General features: G+C 71.6%; 14 protein-coding genes. 10 read left to right on the forward strand and 4 right to left on the reverse strand.

Annotated features, from left to right (window positions below):
* Positions 1-67: 67 nt before the first annotated feature.
* Both EOT10_RS28475 and EOT10_RS28480 read left to right on the forward strand, forming a co-directional pair.
* Positions 68-1462: a flavin monoamine oxidase family protein gene (locus EOT10_RS28475; RefSeq protein ID WP_317617367.1), complete on the forward strand. Its 1395-nt coding sequence runs from the start codon at positions 68-70 to the stop codon at positions 1460-1462.
* Positions 1463-1475: 13 nt separating this feature from the next.
* The gene (locus tag EOT10_RS28480; protein ID WP_127831203.1) at positions 1476-2366 is read left to right on the forward strand and encodes a TetR/AcrR family transcriptional regulator; all 891 of its coding nucleotides are present in this window, start codon (positions 1476-1478) and stop codon (positions 2364-2366) included.
* 71 nt (positions 2367-2437) lie between these two features.
* Here the strand turns inward: EOT10_RS28480 and EOT10_RS28485 are convergent, their stop codons facing one another.
* The gene (locus tag EOT10_RS28485) at positions 2438-3169 is read right to left on the reverse strand and encodes a TetR/AcrR family transcriptional regulator (protein WP_127831204.1); all 732 of its coding nucleotides are present in this window, start codon (positions 3167-3169) and stop codon (positions 2438-2440) included.
* A gap of 144 nt (positions 3170-3313) precedes the next feature.
* Between EOT10_RS28485 and EOT10_RS28490 the strand changes: the two genes are divergently transcribed.
* Together EOT10_RS28490 and EOT10_RS28495 are read left to right on the forward strand one after the other, a co-directional pair.
* Positions 3314-4249, forward strand: a complete 936-nt coding sequence (locus tag EOT10_RS28490; protein WP_127831205.1) for a carbon-nitrogen hydrolase family protein — start codon at positions 3314-3316, stop codon at positions 4247-4249.
* Complete coding sequence (locus EOT10_RS28495; RefSeq protein ID WP_127831206.1) at positions 4242-5612, forward strand: APC family permease; 1371 nt, start codon at positions 4242-4244, stop codon at positions 5610-5612. Before EOT10_RS28490 ends, EOT10_RS28495 begins: the two co-directional genes overlap by 8 nt.
* A gap of 44 nt (positions 5613-5656) precedes the next feature.
* On the opposite strand, the gene EOT10_RS28500 is transcribed toward EOT10_RS28495, so the two are convergent.
* Together EOT10_RS28500 and EOT10_RS28505 are read right to left on the reverse strand one after the other, a co-directional pair.
* Positions 5657-7741, reverse strand: coding sequence for a SpoIIE family protein phosphatase (locus EOT10_RS28500; protein ID WP_127831207.1), 2085 nt, complete (start codon positions 7739-7741; stop codon positions 5657-5659).
* Positions 7742-7893: 152 nt separating this feature from the next.
* On the reverse strand, positions 7894-9063 hold the full coding sequence (locus EOT10_RS28505; RefSeq protein ID WP_127831208.1) for a D-alanyl-D-alanine carboxypeptidase family protein: 1170 nt from the start codon (positions 9061-9063) through the stop codon (positions 7894-7896).
* Between the two features lie 234 nt (positions 9064-9297).
* On the opposite strand from EOT10_RS28505, the gene EOT10_RS28510 reads away from it, so the two are divergent.
* The gene (locus tag EOT10_RS28510) at positions 9298-9972 is read left to right on the forward strand and encodes a restriction endonuclease (RefSeq protein WP_127831209.1); all 675 of its coding nucleotides are present in this window, start codon (positions 9298-9300) and stop codon (positions 9970-9972) included.
* A gap of 57 nt (positions 9973-10029) precedes the next feature.
* Entirely contained in the window at positions 10030-10269 is a 240-nt protein-coding gene (locus tag EOT10_RS28515; protein WP_127831210.1) for a hypothetical protein, read from the forward strand.
* 154 nt (positions 10270-10423) lie between these two features.
* On the opposite strand, the gene EOT10_RS28520 is transcribed toward EOT10_RS28515, so the two are convergent.
* A complete protein-coding gene (locus EOT10_RS28520) occupies positions 10424-11239 on the reverse strand; it encodes an SAM-dependent methyltransferase (protein ID WP_127831211.1) in 816 nt (271 codons plus the stop codon).
* Positions 11240-11376: 137 nt separating this feature from the next.
* Here EOT10_RS28520 and EOT10_RS28525 point away from each other — a divergent pair, with 137 nt between their 5' ends.
* The 4 genes from EOT10_RS28525 (at position 11377) to EOT10_RS28540 (ending at position 16400) form a co-directional block, all read left to right on the forward strand.
* Complete coding sequence (locus EOT10_RS28525) at positions 11377-11934, forward strand: GNAT family N-acetyltransferase (protein WP_127831212.1); 558 nt, start codon at positions 11377-11379, stop codon at positions 11932-11934.
* Between the two features lie 146 nt (positions 11935-12080).
* Complete coding sequence (locus EOT10_RS28530) at positions 12081-13541, forward strand: purine-cytosine permease family protein (protein WP_127831213.1); 1461 nt, start codon at positions 12081-12083, stop codon at positions 13539-13541.
* Between the two features lie 28 nt (positions 13542-13569).
* Entirely contained in the window at positions 13570-15288 is a 1719-nt protein-coding gene (locus EOT10_RS28535) for an amidohydrolase (protein WP_223281262.1), read from the forward strand.
* On the forward strand, positions 15285-16400 hold the full coding sequence (locus tag EOT10_RS28540) for a C45 family autoproteolytic acyltransferase/hydrolase (protein ID WP_223281263.1): 1116 nt from the start codon (positions 15285-15287) through the stop codon (positions 16398-16400). Before EOT10_RS28535 ends, EOT10_RS28540 begins: the two co-directional genes overlap by 4 nt.
* Positions 16401-16513: the final 113 nt, after the last annotated feature.

Genomic DNA, 16513 nt, shown 5'->3' on the forward strand with positions numbered 1-16513 from the left:
AAGGTTTCCGGACCGACTCATCGCAAGGATTGACTCACCGGTCAGTCTTGCGACATGCTCTGCGGCCATGTGGGAACAGACCGAAATGGACCTGGTCGAATCCGAGGTCGTCATCGTGGGCGGCGGCTACGCGGGCCTGGCCGCCGCACTCCAACTCCACGACAGCGGGATCGACTTCACGCTCATCGAGGCCGCCGACCGGGTGGGCGGCCGCGTCCTCACCGAGATCTCGCCCGCGGGCGTGACCCTCGATCACGGCGGACAGTGGGTCGGCCCGACCCAGACACACCTGCGCGCCCTCGCGGACCGCTTCGGCTGCGCCACCTTCCCCACCTGGGAGACCGGCAAGCACGTGGAGGTGTGGCGCGACGGCACCACCGTCCCCTACGTCGGCGCGGCCCCCGCCGACGGCCCCGGCATCGCGGAGTACCACCGCGTGGCCGGCCTCCTCGACGAACTCGCCCGGACCGTGGACACCACCCACCCCTGGCGCACCCCCCGGTTCGCGGAGTGGGACGCCCAGACCGCCGAGTCGTTCTTCCGTGCGCAGACCGGCGACGTGGACGCCCGGCGCCGCCTCGCCCTCTCCGTCCAGGGCCTGTGGTGCGCGGAGCCGTACGAGATCTCCCTGTTCCACGTGCTGTTCTACATCGCCGCGGCCGGCGGCTACGAACAGCTCATGGAGACCCGGGGCTGCGCCCAGGACAGCCGGTTCACCGCCGGTGCGGCCGGTCCGGCGCGTGCCGTCGCGGACCTGCTCGGCGACCGCGTCCGCCTCGACACAGCGGCCCTGTCGATCGAGTACGACGAGGACAGCGTCCGCGTCCACACCGCGTCCACCGTCTTCGAGGCCCGCCGCGCGATCGTCGCGCTCCCGCCGCAGGCAGTCCGGACCGTCCGCTTCAGCCCCGGACTGCCCGTCAGCAGGGAGGGCTGGCTGTCCCACAGCCCGATGGGCCGCGTCGCCAAGGTCCACGCGGTCTACGACACCCCGTTCTGGCGGGACGCGGGCCTCTCCGGCGTCGCCACCCTCTACGACGACGGCCCCGTGGGCGTCGTGTTCGACAACTCCCCGCACGACGCCTCGCACGGTGTGCTCGTCGGGTTCGTGTACGGCGACCGGGTCTCCGGCTGGTGCGAACTGGACGACGCACGGCGCCGTGAGGCCGTGCTGACGAGCTTCACGTCCGTCGTCGGCGAACGCGCCGCCCACCCGCTCGACTACACGGAGAAGACCTGGTCGCAGGACCCCTTCGCGCGGGGCGGCTACGAGGCGTACGTAACTCCCGGCGGCTGGACGGGATATGGGCGGCGCGGCTGGCGGGAACCCACTCAGGCCGTGCACTGGGCCGGAACGGAGACGGCTACTGTGTGGAACGGCTACATCGACGGCGCCATCTCGTCGGGCCGGCGAGCGGCAGGTGAAGTGGCCGCCGCACTCTCATCGCAACCGGAAGGCTGAACGGACCCAGCGCATGACGTCGATCCAAGGCGGGGGAGAGGACGGCGCGGGCGACACCGCGACCCTGGCGGACCGGGCGCGCCTCGTGGTCCTTTCGGCGCCCATCAGCCAGCGGGAGTTCGCCGACCGCGTGGGCATGGATCCCACCGCGCTGTCCAAGGCGTTGCGCGGCAACCGGCGCCTGCGGGACCACGAGGTCGCCGCCATCGCGCAGGTGGGCCGGGTGTCGCAGCGCTACCTGCGCACCGGCGAAGGGAAGGCCCCCGTCGCCCGCGGCGGCACGGGGGGCGGGCAGGCCGTGCGCCGCCGCGCCGACGCCGTGGACGCCGACCTCCGCCGCGCCCAGATCCTGGAGGCCACCGCCCGGCTCATCGCCCGCCGAGGCTTCCACAAGGTGCGCGTGTCCGACATCGCCCGCGCCTGCGGCACCAGCACCGGCACCGTCCACTACCACTTCCCGACGAAGGACGACGCCCTGCGCTCCGCCCTCGTCTTCTACGCGGAACGCTTCCACACGCGCCTGGAAGAGGAGTTCAAGACCGCCGACAGCACGGTCGAGAAGCTGCGCCGCCTGATCGAGGTGCAGCTGCCGACCACCGAGGAGGACGCCGACGAGTGGTCGGTCTGGGTGCAGTCGTGGAACGAGGCCGTCCTCGACCCGACCCTGCGGGAGGGGCAGCGGAGCGTCTACGCCCGCTGGCGGCAGATCGTCGTCGACCTGCTGCGGACCTGCCAGCGGGAGGGCATGGCCGAGGGCGCGGACGCGGAGGCCATGGCCGGCCGGTTCACCAGCATGGTCGACGGCCTCGCGATCCAGGTCCTCGCCGGGACCGGGGACATGGACGCGGCACGGATGCGTGAGCTGCTGCTCGACGCGTTCGAGCCGTACATCACGCTTCGTTAGAGGTTAGAAGTTAGAGGTCCGCGGGTCCTGACCCCACGTCAGACGTCGGCCGCAGGTCCCCTGACCCCACGTCAGGCGGCGGCCGCGGCCCGTTCGATCGCGGAGATCACGGCTTCCATCGTGGTGTCGTACAGCAGCTTCCGGCTGACGGAGCCGAGGTGGTCGATGTGCGCCCGGGTGGCCGGGTACTCGTCCGCCGGGAGATGGGCGTAGATCCGGGTCCAGGCGGTGGCGTCCTTCTCCTGGACCTCGGGGTCGAGCGAGCTCAGCGCGGCCGAGTGAGCGCAGAGCCCCAGGGACGTGTCGACGAAGGTCCGGTAGTAGAGGACGGCCTGGTCAGGGGCGAGCCCCGAGCGGGCGAGCGTGGCGAGCTGGAGCTCGACCAGGCGGGCCTCGAAGGGGCCACCGGTGGTGCGGGCGAAGGTCAGCGTGGTGATCGCCGGGAAGCGCGTCTGGACCTGCCAGGTGGCCTCGGCGATCCGGCGCAGCGTGTCCTGCCACGACTCGTCGCCGGGCACCTCGCCGACCTCGGTGACGATGGTCTCGATGGTGCGCTCGCACACGGCGAGCAGCAGCTCGTCCTTGTCGCGGAAGAGGCGGTAGAGGACGGCCGCGTCGACGTTCAGTTCCTGGCCGAGCCTGCGCATCGTCAGGCCCGCGACCCCTTCACGCTCGGCCAGCGTGAACGCGGCGTTCACCGCGGCCTCCTGCCGCAGGGTCCTGCGCTCCCGCCTCGTCGGCTGCCGGGTGGCGTCACCTGTGGACCGCTGGGCCCGGGACGCGGTCGCGGTGTTCTTCGCCATGGCAGGACTTTACCAATTTCCGGCAGCAGAAATGACAACACCGTTGACATCAGTGTTGAACGTCGGGTTCGGTGTCCCCGTCACACCGATCGGCCGGCACCCGTGCACCGCCGGTCCGTCCACCAGAGTCAGGAACCCACCCTCATGAGCCGGCACCTACGTCTCGCCCTCGTCCAGGCACCAGCGGAAACCTTCGAGCAGTTCGCCGAGGGCCTGCGGACGCGCATGAAGTCGCCCAACGCGGCGGACCTCGTCGTCTACCCCGAGGCACATCTGTACTCGCTGGGCATCGAGTCCCTGACCGAGGAGGAGATCTACGAAGCCCACGCGGAACCCCTGGACGGACCGCGCGGCAAGGCGCTTGGCGCCCTCGCGCGCGAACTGGGGATCTGGCTCGTACCCGGCACCGTCCTCGAACGCGACGCGGACGGCAGCGTCTACAACACCGCGGTGGTCTACAACCCGGACGGCGAACTCGTCGCGAGCTACCGGAAGATCTTCACCTGGCGGCCCTACGAGCCGGTGTGCGTGGGCCGCGACTTCGTCGTCTTCGACATGCCCGGCTACGGCCGCGCCGGACTCTCGATCTGCTACGACAGCTGGTACCCGGAGCTGACCCGGCACCTCGCCTGGATGGGCGCGGAACTGGTGATCAACGTGGTCCAGACGCCGACCGCCGGCCGCGCCCAGGAGATCCCGGTCAACCAGGCGAACGCGATCGTCAACCAGGTCTGGGTTGCCAGCGTGAACGGAGCCGGCCCGACGGCACACGGCCGCAGCATCCTCGTGGACCCCGAGGGCCACATCCAGGTCGCCGCCGCGGGCATGGAGGACGTCACGCTCACCACCGTCGTCGACTTCGACCGCGTCGCGGCGGCACGCAAGTTCGGCACCAGCGGCGACTCCTGGCCCTGGGACCACTTCACCGCCGGTGACACCCCGCTGGAACTGCCGCTCTACAACGGCCGCATCGACCCCGCGACCTGGCGTCCGGCCATCTCCCGCGAGACTCCGGACGCCCTGCGCCCCACCGCACCCGTCGTCTTCGAGCGTCCCGCCGAGGAGTCCGGCGATGAGTGAGACGACCGTGAGCCTCACCCCGAAGCTCTCCCTGACGTCCGTGGTCACCTTCGGCCTCGCCTACATGGCACCGAGCCTGGTGATGGTGATCTTCGGCGTGATCTCCGCGGCCAGCGGGGGCACCGCGCCGACCGCGTTCCTCGTCGCCACCGGCGCCATGTTCCTCACCGCGCTCAGTTACGCGAAGATGGCCCGCCACTACCCGACCTCCGGCTCGGCGTACGTCTACACCAGGAAACTGCTCGGCTCACCGGTCGGTTTCCTCGTCGGCTGGGCGGTGCTCCTGGACTACCTGTTCCTGCCGATGGTCGCCTGGCTCGTCCAGTCGATCTACCTGAACGCGCAGTTCCCCGCCGTCCCCGTGTGGGTGTGGATGCTCCTCAACGCCGGACTGACCACACTCGTCAACATCATCGGGCTCACCCTGACCGACCGCGTCAACAAACTCCTGACCGGCCTGGCCGTGTTCATCGTGCTGCTCTTCGTCGCCTACTGTCTCGTCCACCTCGGACACCACGCGCCGACGTCCTACACGAGGCCACTGTGGAACAGCGGCAGCAGCCTCGGCGGCATCTCCGCCGCCGCGGCCATCGCCGCCTACTCCTACCTCGGGTTCGACGCGGTGACCACGCTCTCCGAAGAGACCCGCGACGCGCGGCGCACCATCCCCCGCGCCGTCGTCCTCGTCATCGCGACCGGCGGACTCCTCTTCGCCGCCGTGGCCTACATCATGCAACTCGTGCACCCGGGAGGCCTGTTCGACGACCCGGAGACCGTCGCATACACGATGTCCATCGAGATCGGCGGCCAGACGTTCGCCGACTGGACGAACATGGCGGGCATCGTCGGCGGCTTCGCCTCGGGCCTCGCCGTGCAGCTCAGCTCCAGCCGCCTGCTGTACACCATGGGCCGCGACGGCGTACTGCCCCAGCGGTTCTTCGGGACGCTCCACCCGAGGACGAAGACCCCGGTGCTGTGCCTCCTGCTCACCGGTGCGATGTGCCTGCTGGGCCTCGACATCTCCCTCGCCACCGCGACGTCGTTCATCAACTTCGGGGCGTTCCTGGCCTTCACCGCGGTCAACGTCGGCGTCGTCGTCCACTTCGTACGCAACCGCCGCGCCGGCGTCACCAAGGTCCTTGGTTACGTCGTCGCCCCCGCACTCGGCGCCTGCGTGACCGTCTACCTGATGACCCAGCTAAGCGTCGTCGCCCTCACCATCGGACTGTGCTGGCTCGCCGCCGGGTTCGCCCATCTGCTGTGGCTCACCCGAGGCTTCAGCCGGCCCACCCCCGAGCTCAGCATGGGGGAGACCCCGGACGGGACGGAGGCGGACCGGACACAGAGCCCGGTGGAAGCCTGAGTCCCGGTGGAAGCCGGAGCCGAGGTGCGGGCCGTCCCCGCCGGTCACTGGAGCAGGTCGAGGGACAGCTCGCACCACACCGTCTTGCCGTTGCCCCGCGGCTCCACGCCCCAGGCGGTGGCGAGTTCCTCGATCAGCATCACACCGCGCCCCGACGTGCTCTGCTCCGTCGCGGCCCGGCGGCGGGGCGACGCGGTCGAGGTGTCACTGACGGCCAGGCGCACGCCCCGGCCGCTGTGCCGGACCGGCCGGGCCGTCAGGGTGGCGCTGCCGTCGGTGTGCAGCAGGGCGTTGGTGGCCAGTTCGCAGGCCAGCAGCTCCGCCGTGTCACCGAGGGCTTCGAGGGACCAGCTCTGCAGTGCCTCGCGCAGCGCGTTCCGGGCGTTGCGCAGGGCGTCGGGGTCGGTGGGGGAGATGACGGCCTCCATCCGCGGGGCCGGGGCGGCCTTGCCCCGGCCGCGCCGCAGCACGAGAAGGGCCACGTCGTCCTCCTCGCCGGTGTAGGCCGCCATGACGTCCAGCAGATGGTCGGCCAGCTCGTCCGGCGGGCCGGGTCCGGCCGCCAGCGCGTCGAGCAGCCGCGCACGCCCCTCGTCGAGGTCCTGGGCCCGCGCCTCGATGAGCCCGTCCGTGCACAGGACAAGCGTCGAACCCGGTTCGAGGACCGTCTCGAAGACGGGGTACGCGGCCTGGCCGCCGGGCGCGGTCAGACCCAGGGGCAGGCCACCGGGCGTGTCCAGCCAGACGCAGCGTCCGTCCAGGCAGCGCAGCACGGGTTCCGGATGACCGGCGCGCACGATCGACGTCAGGCCGGTGAGCGGGTCGATGAGGGCGAGGAGGCATGTGGCGAAGCGGTCGGTGTCGAGCTCGGCCAGGAACGCGGAGGCCCGCGCCATGGCCGTGGACGGCGGGTGTCCCTCGGCCGCGTACGCGCGCAGGGCGATGCGCAGCTGTCCCATCACGGCGGCGGCCGTCACGTCGTGGCCCTGCACGTCGCCCACGACGACGGCGATCCGGCCGTCCGGCAGTGTCAGGGCGTCGTACCAGTCGCCGCCGATCCCGCCCCGGGCCCGCGTGGGCCGGTAACGCGTCGCGAGATGCAGGCCGGGCACGTGCGGCAGGATCCCGGGGAGCATCGCCGTCTGCAGTCCCGCGGCGAGCTCGTGCTCCTGGTCGTAGAGCAGTGCCCGCTGGAGGGCCTGCGCGATGACCTTGCCGAGGGCCGTCAGGACGGCCCGCTCGTCGGGCGGGAAGCTCGCCCGGCCCTCGTAGGTGAGCCCGACGGCGCCGATCGGGGTGTCCTGGGCGATGAGCGGCAGGTACACGGCGGCCGCGGCCTCCGGGAACTTCGACAGGTACGGCGCGAGCGCCGGGTAGCGCGTGACGAACTGGAGGCGGTTGGTGACGAACACCGGCTCGCGGGTGCGGACCGCCTCGGTGAGGGGCAGCGGCTCGGACAGCCGGGACAGGTGGAAGTCCTGGATCAGGGTTTCGTGGACGCCGTTCGAGCCCACCAGTTCCATGCGGCCGTTGTCGATCATCCCGAGGATGATGCTGGACGCGCCGATGCGTTCGAGGAGACGGGAGTCGGTGAGGGCGTCGGCGACGTCTTCCACGGTGACGGTCGGCACCAGCGCGTCGCTCACGTGGACGACGATGTCGGACGGCCGGTGGCTGTCCTCCAGGGACTGGCGCAGCTGCTCGGTCTCGTCCACCGCGCGCAGTTCCTGGCTCGCGTCACGGATGATGCCGATGACCCGCACCGGACGGTTCTGCTCGTCGCGGACGATATGGCCCTGCGTATGGGTCCACTGCAGCCGCCCGTCGCTGTGCCGCACCCGGAAGTAGAGGCTGAAGCCGGAGCGCTCCCGCAGCGCGCGGTCCACGAGCTTCCCGACGGCCGGCAGCTCGCTGGGCACCATGCGCTCACCCAGCGTGGCCAGACGGCCGTCGAACTCGCCGGGCCGGAACCCCATCACGGCCAGGCCGCCGGCGTCGTACTGCATCACACCGCTGGCCACGTCCCAGGAGAACGTGCCCATGCCGTTGACCGCCAGGGCGACGTGGGCGGCGGCCGCGGAATGACTCTCTGTGCCGGGCCCGCCGCCCGGTTCGAAGAGGCGATCCATGAAACCCTCCTGGCCGCACCCTCGGTACCTCTGGGGCGCGCCGCGTCCACGGCTGCGCCGGGCGTGGCCACCTCCTCATTCTGCGCGGATTCGCCGACGGTCGCCTGTCCTGCGGGGCGGGTCCGCACGGGCGGGTGCCCGGTGTGCGGCGCTCACCCGGCGGAACCCCTGCGCCTGCGGCGGGCGGTCCTGACGGCGAAGGGCAGCGCGGCGAGGGCGAGGAGGGCGGCGGCCGTTCCCAGATGCCGGGTGAGATCGGACGACGCATGACCGGACGCGGTCGAAGCGTGCAGGGCGGTGGCTGCGTGCCGGGCCGGGTGCGGGTCACGGGGCGCGCCGTGCGAGGCCGCCCCGTTGACGATTCCGGCCGTGACGGCGTGGGGAGCCTCTGTGAACCCCCAGTCCAGGAGCTCGCGGCTCTCGTCGTAGACCGCGTTGGACGACCCCTCCTGCGGATTCATGATGGTGACCAGGATCGTCCTGTCATTGTGGGTCGCGGCGGCGACGAGTGTGTTGCCGGCCTCGGAGGTGTAGCCGTTCTTCACACCGATCATCCCCGGATAGGGCTCCACCCCGTGGGATCCGACCAGGAGACGGTTGGTGTTCTGGATCCCGAAGGAGTCGGGTCCGCCCGCGGCCGGGAACTGCGCCCACTTCGTGCCGCAGTAGCGGCGGAAGTCCGAGTTCCGCAGGCCCGCGCGCGCGATGAGGGACAGGTCGTACGCGGAGGAGTACTGCCCCGGGGTGTCGAAGCCGTCGGGGGAGCGCACCTGGGTGTCGCGGGCACCGAGCCGCTTCGCGGTGGCCTGCATCTGCGCGAGGGTGCGCTGCAGGCCACCGTTCAGCCTGGCGAGGGTGTGCACCGCGTCGTTGCCGGAGCTGAGGAAGACACCCCGCCACAGGTCTCCAACGGTGTAGCTGGTCCCCTCGCGCACCCCGACCAGGCTGCTGCCCGGCTCCACGGCGTCGAGGTCGGCGGTGACGGCGGTGTGCACGGCGGTGGCGGGCAGCTGGGGGAGCAGAGCCACGGCGAACAGGGTCTTGAGGGTGCTGGCGGGCGGCAGGTGAAGGTGCGGGGCCTTGGCGGCGAGCAGGTTGCCGGTGCCGACGTCGGTCACCGTCCACGAGAGCGCCGACACGTCCGGTGCGGCGGACGTGCCCGGCGCGGTCTGGATCTGACTGTTGGGCCCTTCGGCGCGCGGCGGCGCCCCGACCGCTCCGACCGCCGCGCCGGCGGGCGACCCGACCGCGAGCGCCGCACCCGCGAAGGAGGCGACAACTGTCTTGGTAATACAGGCGTAAAAGCCCACAAATCGCGTCATGGCGGAAACGTAGGGGCACGGTGCGCACCTCGCCATCGCCCTTACGCCATCCGGCGGCCCCTCCCTCTCACGTGACACACCCTCACCGCGCCACCCTTGACGCCGGATTGAGTGGTTCTGGCCTCACACCCTGCGGGCGGCGGGTGCGAGGGTGGTTCGTCTCGGGGGACGTGGCTGACGTAGGGGGCGGTGTTGGTCGGGGTGGGGAAAAGGGTGCGCCGCCGGGGGTGGGCGGTGTCCGGGCGGCGCCGGCGCTCCTCGGCGAGGGCGGGGCAGAACTTCACCGGCGTGTACGCCGTCGCCGCCGTCGCCGCGGGGACACTGGCCGTGGCGACGGTCCGATGGCTGCTGGCCAACTGGTGGGTGCTCGTCGTGGCCGCCGCCGTCGCGGTCGCGGGCGGCGCCGCATGGCTGTACCGCAGAGCCGAACGGGCCCGCGCGGAGCGTCTTCGCATGCAAGGTCTTCGGTACGAACTGCCCCGTCTCGACTCGCTCCATCACCGTGAGTTCGAGTTCGCGGTACGCGATCTGATGCTTCGCGACGGCTGTGGGGACGCGCGGCAGGTCGGCGGCGCGGGCGACAACGGCGTGGACGTACTCGCGACCGATCCCGCCGGCCGGCGCTGGGTCATCCAGTGCAAGCACCGCAGGGACGGCGATCGCGGCGCGGCCGTGGGCACGCCCGACCTCCAGCGTGTCAACGGCACGGCGCGGCCCCTGCACCGCGCGGACGTCGTGGTCGTCGTGACCAACGGCAGGTTCTCCGCCAAGTGCCCCACCCTGGCACGGCAGTTGGACATGCACCTGGTCGACCGCCGGACCCTCGCCACATGGGCGGCGGGATCGCGCCCGCTCTGGGAACTGCTGCCTCGGGTCCCGCCGCCACGCAGACCGTCACCGCTGCCCTGAGGGCACTCGGCCCGGGGCAGGTTGGGCGGGCACGGGCGACCTGCGACACTTTCCGGCGTGAGTCAATCCCGCCGCCCCCTGGGCACCGGCCCCAGCCCCGACGAGCCCTCCGAGCCGACCGAGCCTTCGCGCGCCGTACGAGGCCGCACGGCCGCGGAACGCGCGGGCGCCGCGGAGCAGTTCCCCGACACCGGCGCCGAGGCCGGTACCGAAGCCGCGGACGCGCCGGACGTGTCCGCATCCGGCAGACGCCGGCTCGGCGTGGGTCAGGCGCGGAACGACGAAGCGGCCCACTGACCGGACGGCGCACGCGGCCTGCGGTGGCCGGTGCGTGTCCTGCGGTGACGGTGCGTGGCCTGCGGTGACCGCAGGCCACGTGACCGGACACGCGCGGCCCCCCGGATTCTCCTGGAGGCACCCCCGCACGCCCGGCCGGCCGCGATCCTGCGGATCAGGGCTTGCGGGCGAGGCCGCCGTGTTCCGCGATGAGTTCCGGGGCGGGGGACGTGGCGTCGGGGCGCCAGAACGGCACCGAGACGACGCCGGGTTCCAGGAGTTCGAGGCCGTCGAAGAACGCCGTGATCTGGTCGACGGGACGCAGGAAGTACGGGACGGCGCCGGAGCTGTTGTAGCCGTCCTGGGCGTGCTCGAAGCCCGCGTCGATACCGCGTGACCCGTCGTTGATGGACAGGTAGCTGCCCGAGGGCAACCCGTCCAGCAGGCGCTTGACGATCGCCCGCGCCTCCTCGTAGTCACCCATGTGGCCCAGGATGTTGCTGAGGATCAGAGCCGTGGGACGGCTGAAGTCCAGCGTCTCGGCGGCCGCCGCCAGGATGCGGTCCGGGTCGGACAGGTTGGCGTCGACGTAGGCGGTCGCTCCCTCGGGCGTGGAGGTGAGCAGCGCGCGGGCGTGCGCGAGGACCAGCGGGTCGTGGTCGACGTACACGATCTTGGTCTCGGGGGCGAGGCGCTGGGCGACCTCGTGCGTGTTGTCCACGGTCGGCAGGCCGGTCCCGATGTCGAGGAACTGGCGGATGCCCGCCTCGCCGACCAGGTACGTGATGTTGCGGCGGAGGAAGGCGCGACTGCTGCGGGCGATGGTGGTGATGCCGGGGAAGAGGGCGCTGTACGCGTCGCCCGCCTCCTCGTCGACGGGGTAGTTGTCCTTGCCGCCGAGCCAGTAGTTCCAGATCCGGGCCGAGTGCGGGACCGAAGTGTCGATCTTCTCTTGTGCCGCAGGTCCGGTGGTCGCCGCTTCGTCCGTCATGGTTACCGTCCGTCTTCCAACCGAGGCGTGAACTGTTTCACCGCACAACCTACGTCCCAACATTCCTGATGCGCACACCAGTTCAAGCTTTGAATGTGCGCGTCACGGGATTTTCCTGGGGAGAACGGAGACACGCGATGGTGGCCCCGGTGGAACTGTGGCACCTGGACGAGGACAACCTCGAACGACTCCTCGCCGTGGCCGTCGACGACGCGGACCCCGGCGAGGTCATGCCGCCCGTCCCGGGCCCGCCCGGGTGGACGCCGGAACGCCGCGAGGCCTTCCGCGCCTGGCACCGCGCCCGCCGCCCCGGACTCGACGGCCCCCTCGGGGAGCGCACGTACGCGATCGCCTGCGAGGGGACGATCGTGGGCTCGGCGCGCCTCGCGGTCCGTGACGCCGACACCTCCGGCGAAGTCCTCGAAACCGGCATGTGGCTCGCCCGTTCACGACGCGGCCAGGGACTCGGCACCGCCGCCCTCCGCCGGCTCCTCGCCGAAGCCGGCGAAAGCGGAGCGCGCGCACTGGTCGCTGACACCAGGACCGACAACCACGCGGCCCTCATGGCCCTCCGCCGGAACGGCGCGACGGTCCGCCCCGGCGAGAACCCCTCGGACGTCCATGCCGAACTGGCGGTCAAGGAGCAGGACCTGCCCCCGCACGGCAACGCCACGCCCCCCGCGCACCCCCTGTGACCAGGCCCCGGCCTCTCCGTCGTATGGCACATGTATTTCCGGCAAAACCTTGACGTCATGCTCTCCCCGGCTATTAGATCTGCTCTATTGGGCGCGTGGCCAATAGTGATCGCCCGGCCGTACGAGACGCTTCTTGGGAGGACGCGATGGCGACCAGAGACCTGACAGCCACCGCCGGCGGCGATGAGGCCGTGACCGTGGACCAGGCCGGAGCCCTGGAAACCCACGGGATCGACTACATCCCCGAGGGTGAGCGGCAGGGTCGCGCCCGGGAGCTGTTCGCGGTGTGGGCGGCGCCCAACGTGAGCTATCTGAGCCTGGTCGTGGGCGCGGCGATGATCCTCATGGGCCTCACCCTCGTGCAGGCGCTCGCGGTGATCGTCGCCGGAAACCTGCTGTGGGCGCTCACCGGAGTGCTCGCCGTGAGCGGACCGGCCGCGGGCACCACGGGCTCCGTGATCTCCCGGGCGATGTACGGGATCCGCGGGAACAAGGCGATGATCGCCCTGACCGGGTGGCTGATCTCCGCGGCGTACCTGGCGCTGAACTGGTCTGCGGCCTCGGTCGCCGCGATCGGGCTCGCCGGCCGGCTCGGCGCCCCCGACAACCCTCTGCTCAGCGGCGTGATCATCTGTGCCATCGCCGCGGCGACCCTCGTCGTCAGCGTCTACGGCCACGCGACGATCCTGCGGCTCTACTCCGTTCTGAGCGTCGCGCTCACCGTCGTGTTCGTCGTGGTGAGCGGCTATGTGCTCGGGCACACCGACTGGTCGTACCGGCCCGCCGAGTCGCTGCACGGCGCCCAGCTCTGGGTGACGCTCATCGGCGGCTTCGCCATCATCGCCTCCACCCCGCTGTCGTACAGCAACAGCCCGGACCTGGCGCGCTATCTGCCGCGCGACAGCAAGCCCGCGGCCGTGGCCGGCTGGACCGCGCTCGGCGCCTTTCTGCCGAGTGTCCTGTTCACCGGCATCGGCGCCCTGGCGGCCACCGCACTCGACATGAGCGACCCGGAGGCGGCCCTGGAGGGGATCCTCCCGAGCTGGTTCATCCCCGTCTTCGTCATCGCGGTCGTCCTGAACACCGTCGCCAACAACGGCCTCACCGCGTACAGCGCGGGCCTCGCGTTCCAGTCGATCGGCGTGCGCCTCGGCCGGGTCTGGTCCGTCCTCGTCATCGGCGTCCTCGCGACGGCCATGACGCTGTACGCGATCCTCGTCTTCGACTTCCTGACCAGCGTGAACACCATGCTGGAGCTCGTCGTGGTGGTCACAGGACCGGCCGTCGGCGTGTACGTCGCCGACATCTGGACCTGCCGCAACCGCTACGACGGCCCGCAGCTCCTCGACGAGCGCCGCGGCAGCGCGTTCTGGTACGACGGGGGCGTGTGCCGGGCGGGCGTGGGCGCGTTCCTCGCCGGCGCCCTCGCGGGCGTCCTGTGCGTGAGTACGAGCTTCTGGACCGGCCCGGTCTCCGCGCTGCTCGGCGGCGCGAACCTGTCCCTCGTCGCCGGACTCGTGGTCTCCGCCGTCGTCTACGCGGCGGTCGGCCGCACCCGGCGCCGCGCGGTGATCACCGAGCCGCGCGCCTGGCCTCTCCTGCCCTGACCTCTCCCACAAGGAACAGGGCGCCATCGTGAAAAACACATCCGAGAAGAAGACATCCGAGAAGAAGACATCCGAGAAGAAGAAGGCAGTCATGCAAGCCGATGCCCTGGTGCGCGTGGCGCACGTCGAGACACTCGACGGCGCCGACGCCACCTCAACGCCCGCACCGCAGGTCGTGGCGATCCGCGACGGGCGCGTCCTCGCCGTCGGGGGCGAGGAGGTGACGGCCTCGTACCGCGGCCCCGGGACCACGGTGCACGACTTCCCGGACGCGGTGCTGCTGCCCGGCCTGACCGACGCCCACGCCCACCCCGTCTGGGGGTCGATCGAGATCGGCAGCGGCATCGACCTGTCCGGCGCCGACAGCCTGGAGGGTGTACTCGATCTCGTCGCGGACGCCCTGCGCAGCCGCCCCGAGGACGCCTGGGTCACCGGCTACGACCTCGACCTGAACCACTTCCCCGGAGCCCCGGGCGGAGCGGTCCTCGGAGAGCGCTTCCCCGGCCGCGCCGTCTCCCTGATGACGCGGGACGCGCACGCCCTCGTGGTGAGCCCGCGCGTCGTGGAGCTCGCCGGGCTGACCGGCCGCGAGACGTTCAGCGACAAGTCCTGCGTCGAGGTCGGCGCCGACGGACTCCCCACGGGCTACATCCTCGAACTCCAGGCGATGGACCTGGTGTTCGCGCACTACCCGGAGGTCAGCACCGAGGACGCCGCCGCCTACGTGCTGCGGCAGCTGGACGTCCTCGCCGGCTGCGGCCTCACCGGGCTGCACGCGCTGGACTTCACCGACCCCAGCGAGGCGGTGTACCGCAAGATCGAGGAGAACGGCGAACTGCCGCTGCGCATCCGCTGTTCGCCCCTCGTCCCCGCCGACTCCGGCCCCGACGACTGGGCTCCGGTCGCCGGACTACAGGGCACGCGCGGCCGGCGCTGGTGGGTCGAGGGCGTCAAGTTCATGCTCGACGGGACCGCCGACAACGGCACGGCATGGTTCGACCACCCCGACACCCACGGCGAGAACGACACCTCCCTGTGGCGCGACGTGGACGCGTACCGGCGGGCCGTGCGCTACTTCACCGAGCGCGGCATCCCCACCGCGACCCACGCCATCGGCGACCAGGCCGTACGCGTCGCCCTCGACGTCATCGCCGAAGCCGGGCCCGCCGACCGGGGGCCGCATCGGATCGAGCACATCGAGTCCCTCCCGGACGACCTCCTCGACCGCTTCGCCGAACTCGGCGTCGTGGCGAGCCTCCAGCCCGTGCACGGCACCCGGCACACCCGGGCGGACGGCGACGACAACTGGTCCAGGCGCATCGGACCCGACCGGGCCGCCCGTGGCTGGCGCACCCGCGACCTGCTGCGCCACGGCGCCGTCGTCGCGCTCGGCTCGGACTGGCCCATCGGCCCCGGCGACCCCCGGATCGCCCTGGCGGACTGCCAGCTGCGCCGCCCCGTCGAAACCCCCGGCACGCCGCCCGTACAGCCGGAACAGGCCCTGACCGCCCTCGAGGCGTACCGGGGCATGACCCGCGCCACCGCCGAGGCCGCCGGCATGTCCGGCGAGCTCGGCCGCGTCGAGCCCGGACACCTCGCGGACTTCACGCTGCTCGCCGCGAACCCCCTCCACCTCAGCCCCGAGGCGCAAGCCGCCAACGCCGTCGTCGCCACGGTCGTCGGGGGCGAGCTGATCCACCACACCACCGTGACCGAAGTGACCGAAGTGACCGAAGGACGCCTGTGAGTACGCCGATCGCCCGCCCCGCCGAACGCCTGCACGTCGCGGTCGCCTCGTCCGACCCGTTCGCGCGAGGAGCCGCCCGCGGAGAGCAGCTGCGCGACGCCCTGCCCGGCGGGATCGCCGGGTACGACCGGTTCTTCCGGCTCGGCGGCATCAGCCCGCGGCAGGTCCGCGAGGACGCCGAGCGCGCCCTGGAGACGATCGACGCCTTCCGGCCGCACGCGCGGGCGGAGATCGAGGGCATCGCCCACGGCGCCGGTGTCGACGTCTGGCGCGTCGCGGCGCTCAACGCCCGTACCGAGATCCTCGCCCGCAGCGCCACCGTCCCGCCCGGCGAGTGCTCGACGATCGTCCGGCGTACCGGAACCGGCGAGGCCACCGTCCCCGCCACGTTCGGCATCCAGACCTGGGACTGGCACGTCGAGCTGAACCCGTTCTGGCACACCCTCGAATCGCGCGGCGGCACCCACGACGTCGTCGGCCTCACCGAGCACGGCATCCTCGGCAAGATCGGCGTCAACAGCGCCGGTGTCGCCCTGCACTTCAACATCCTCGGCCACCGCCGCGACGGCATCGGCGGCATCCCGATGCACGTCCTGGCGGCCCTGGTCCTGGAGGAGGCCGGGAGCGTGGCGGAGGCCGTCGAGATCGTGCGCGGCGCGCCGATCGCGTCCTCGGGGTCGTTCGCCCTCTTCGACACGACCGAGGCCGTACTCCTCGACATCAGCCCCGAGGGCGTGTTCGCCATGACGCCCGACCACGGGACGCTGGTGCGCACCAACCACTTCCTCACACCCGTCCCCGCGGCCAACGAGAAGTCCTGGCTGTACCAGCCGGATTCGGGCGAGCGCTTCGCCCTCATCCAGAAGCGGCTCGCCGAGACGGGCGAGCTGCCGGGCTCGGCGGACGAACTCGTCGGCTTCCTCATGTCGGGAGAGGGTGAAGCGGCGCTCACCTGCATCCCCGACATGAACCTCCCCGAGGGACAGCGGTGGGCGAGCCTGGCCACCGTCCTTCTCGAACCGGCCACCAGCACGGCCCGCATCCTGGACGGCACACCGGTGGACGCCGGTTCGCGGCCCTGGAAGGTCCTCGCCGCGCGGCAGGGCGCATAGCCTTCCACCGGGAACATCTGGCGCCGCCACACCGTTCTGACTCACAATGCAGTGCGCACCACGCATGACTGACGGTGTGGCGGCGCCCGTCCCGGGCCCGCACGGGTGACGCG

Source organism: Streptomyces antnestii (assembly GCF_004005495.1).
GTDB classification, from domain to species: domain Bacteria; phylum Actinomycetota; class Actinomycetes; order Streptomycetales; family Streptomycetaceae; genus Streptomyces; species Streptomyces antnestii.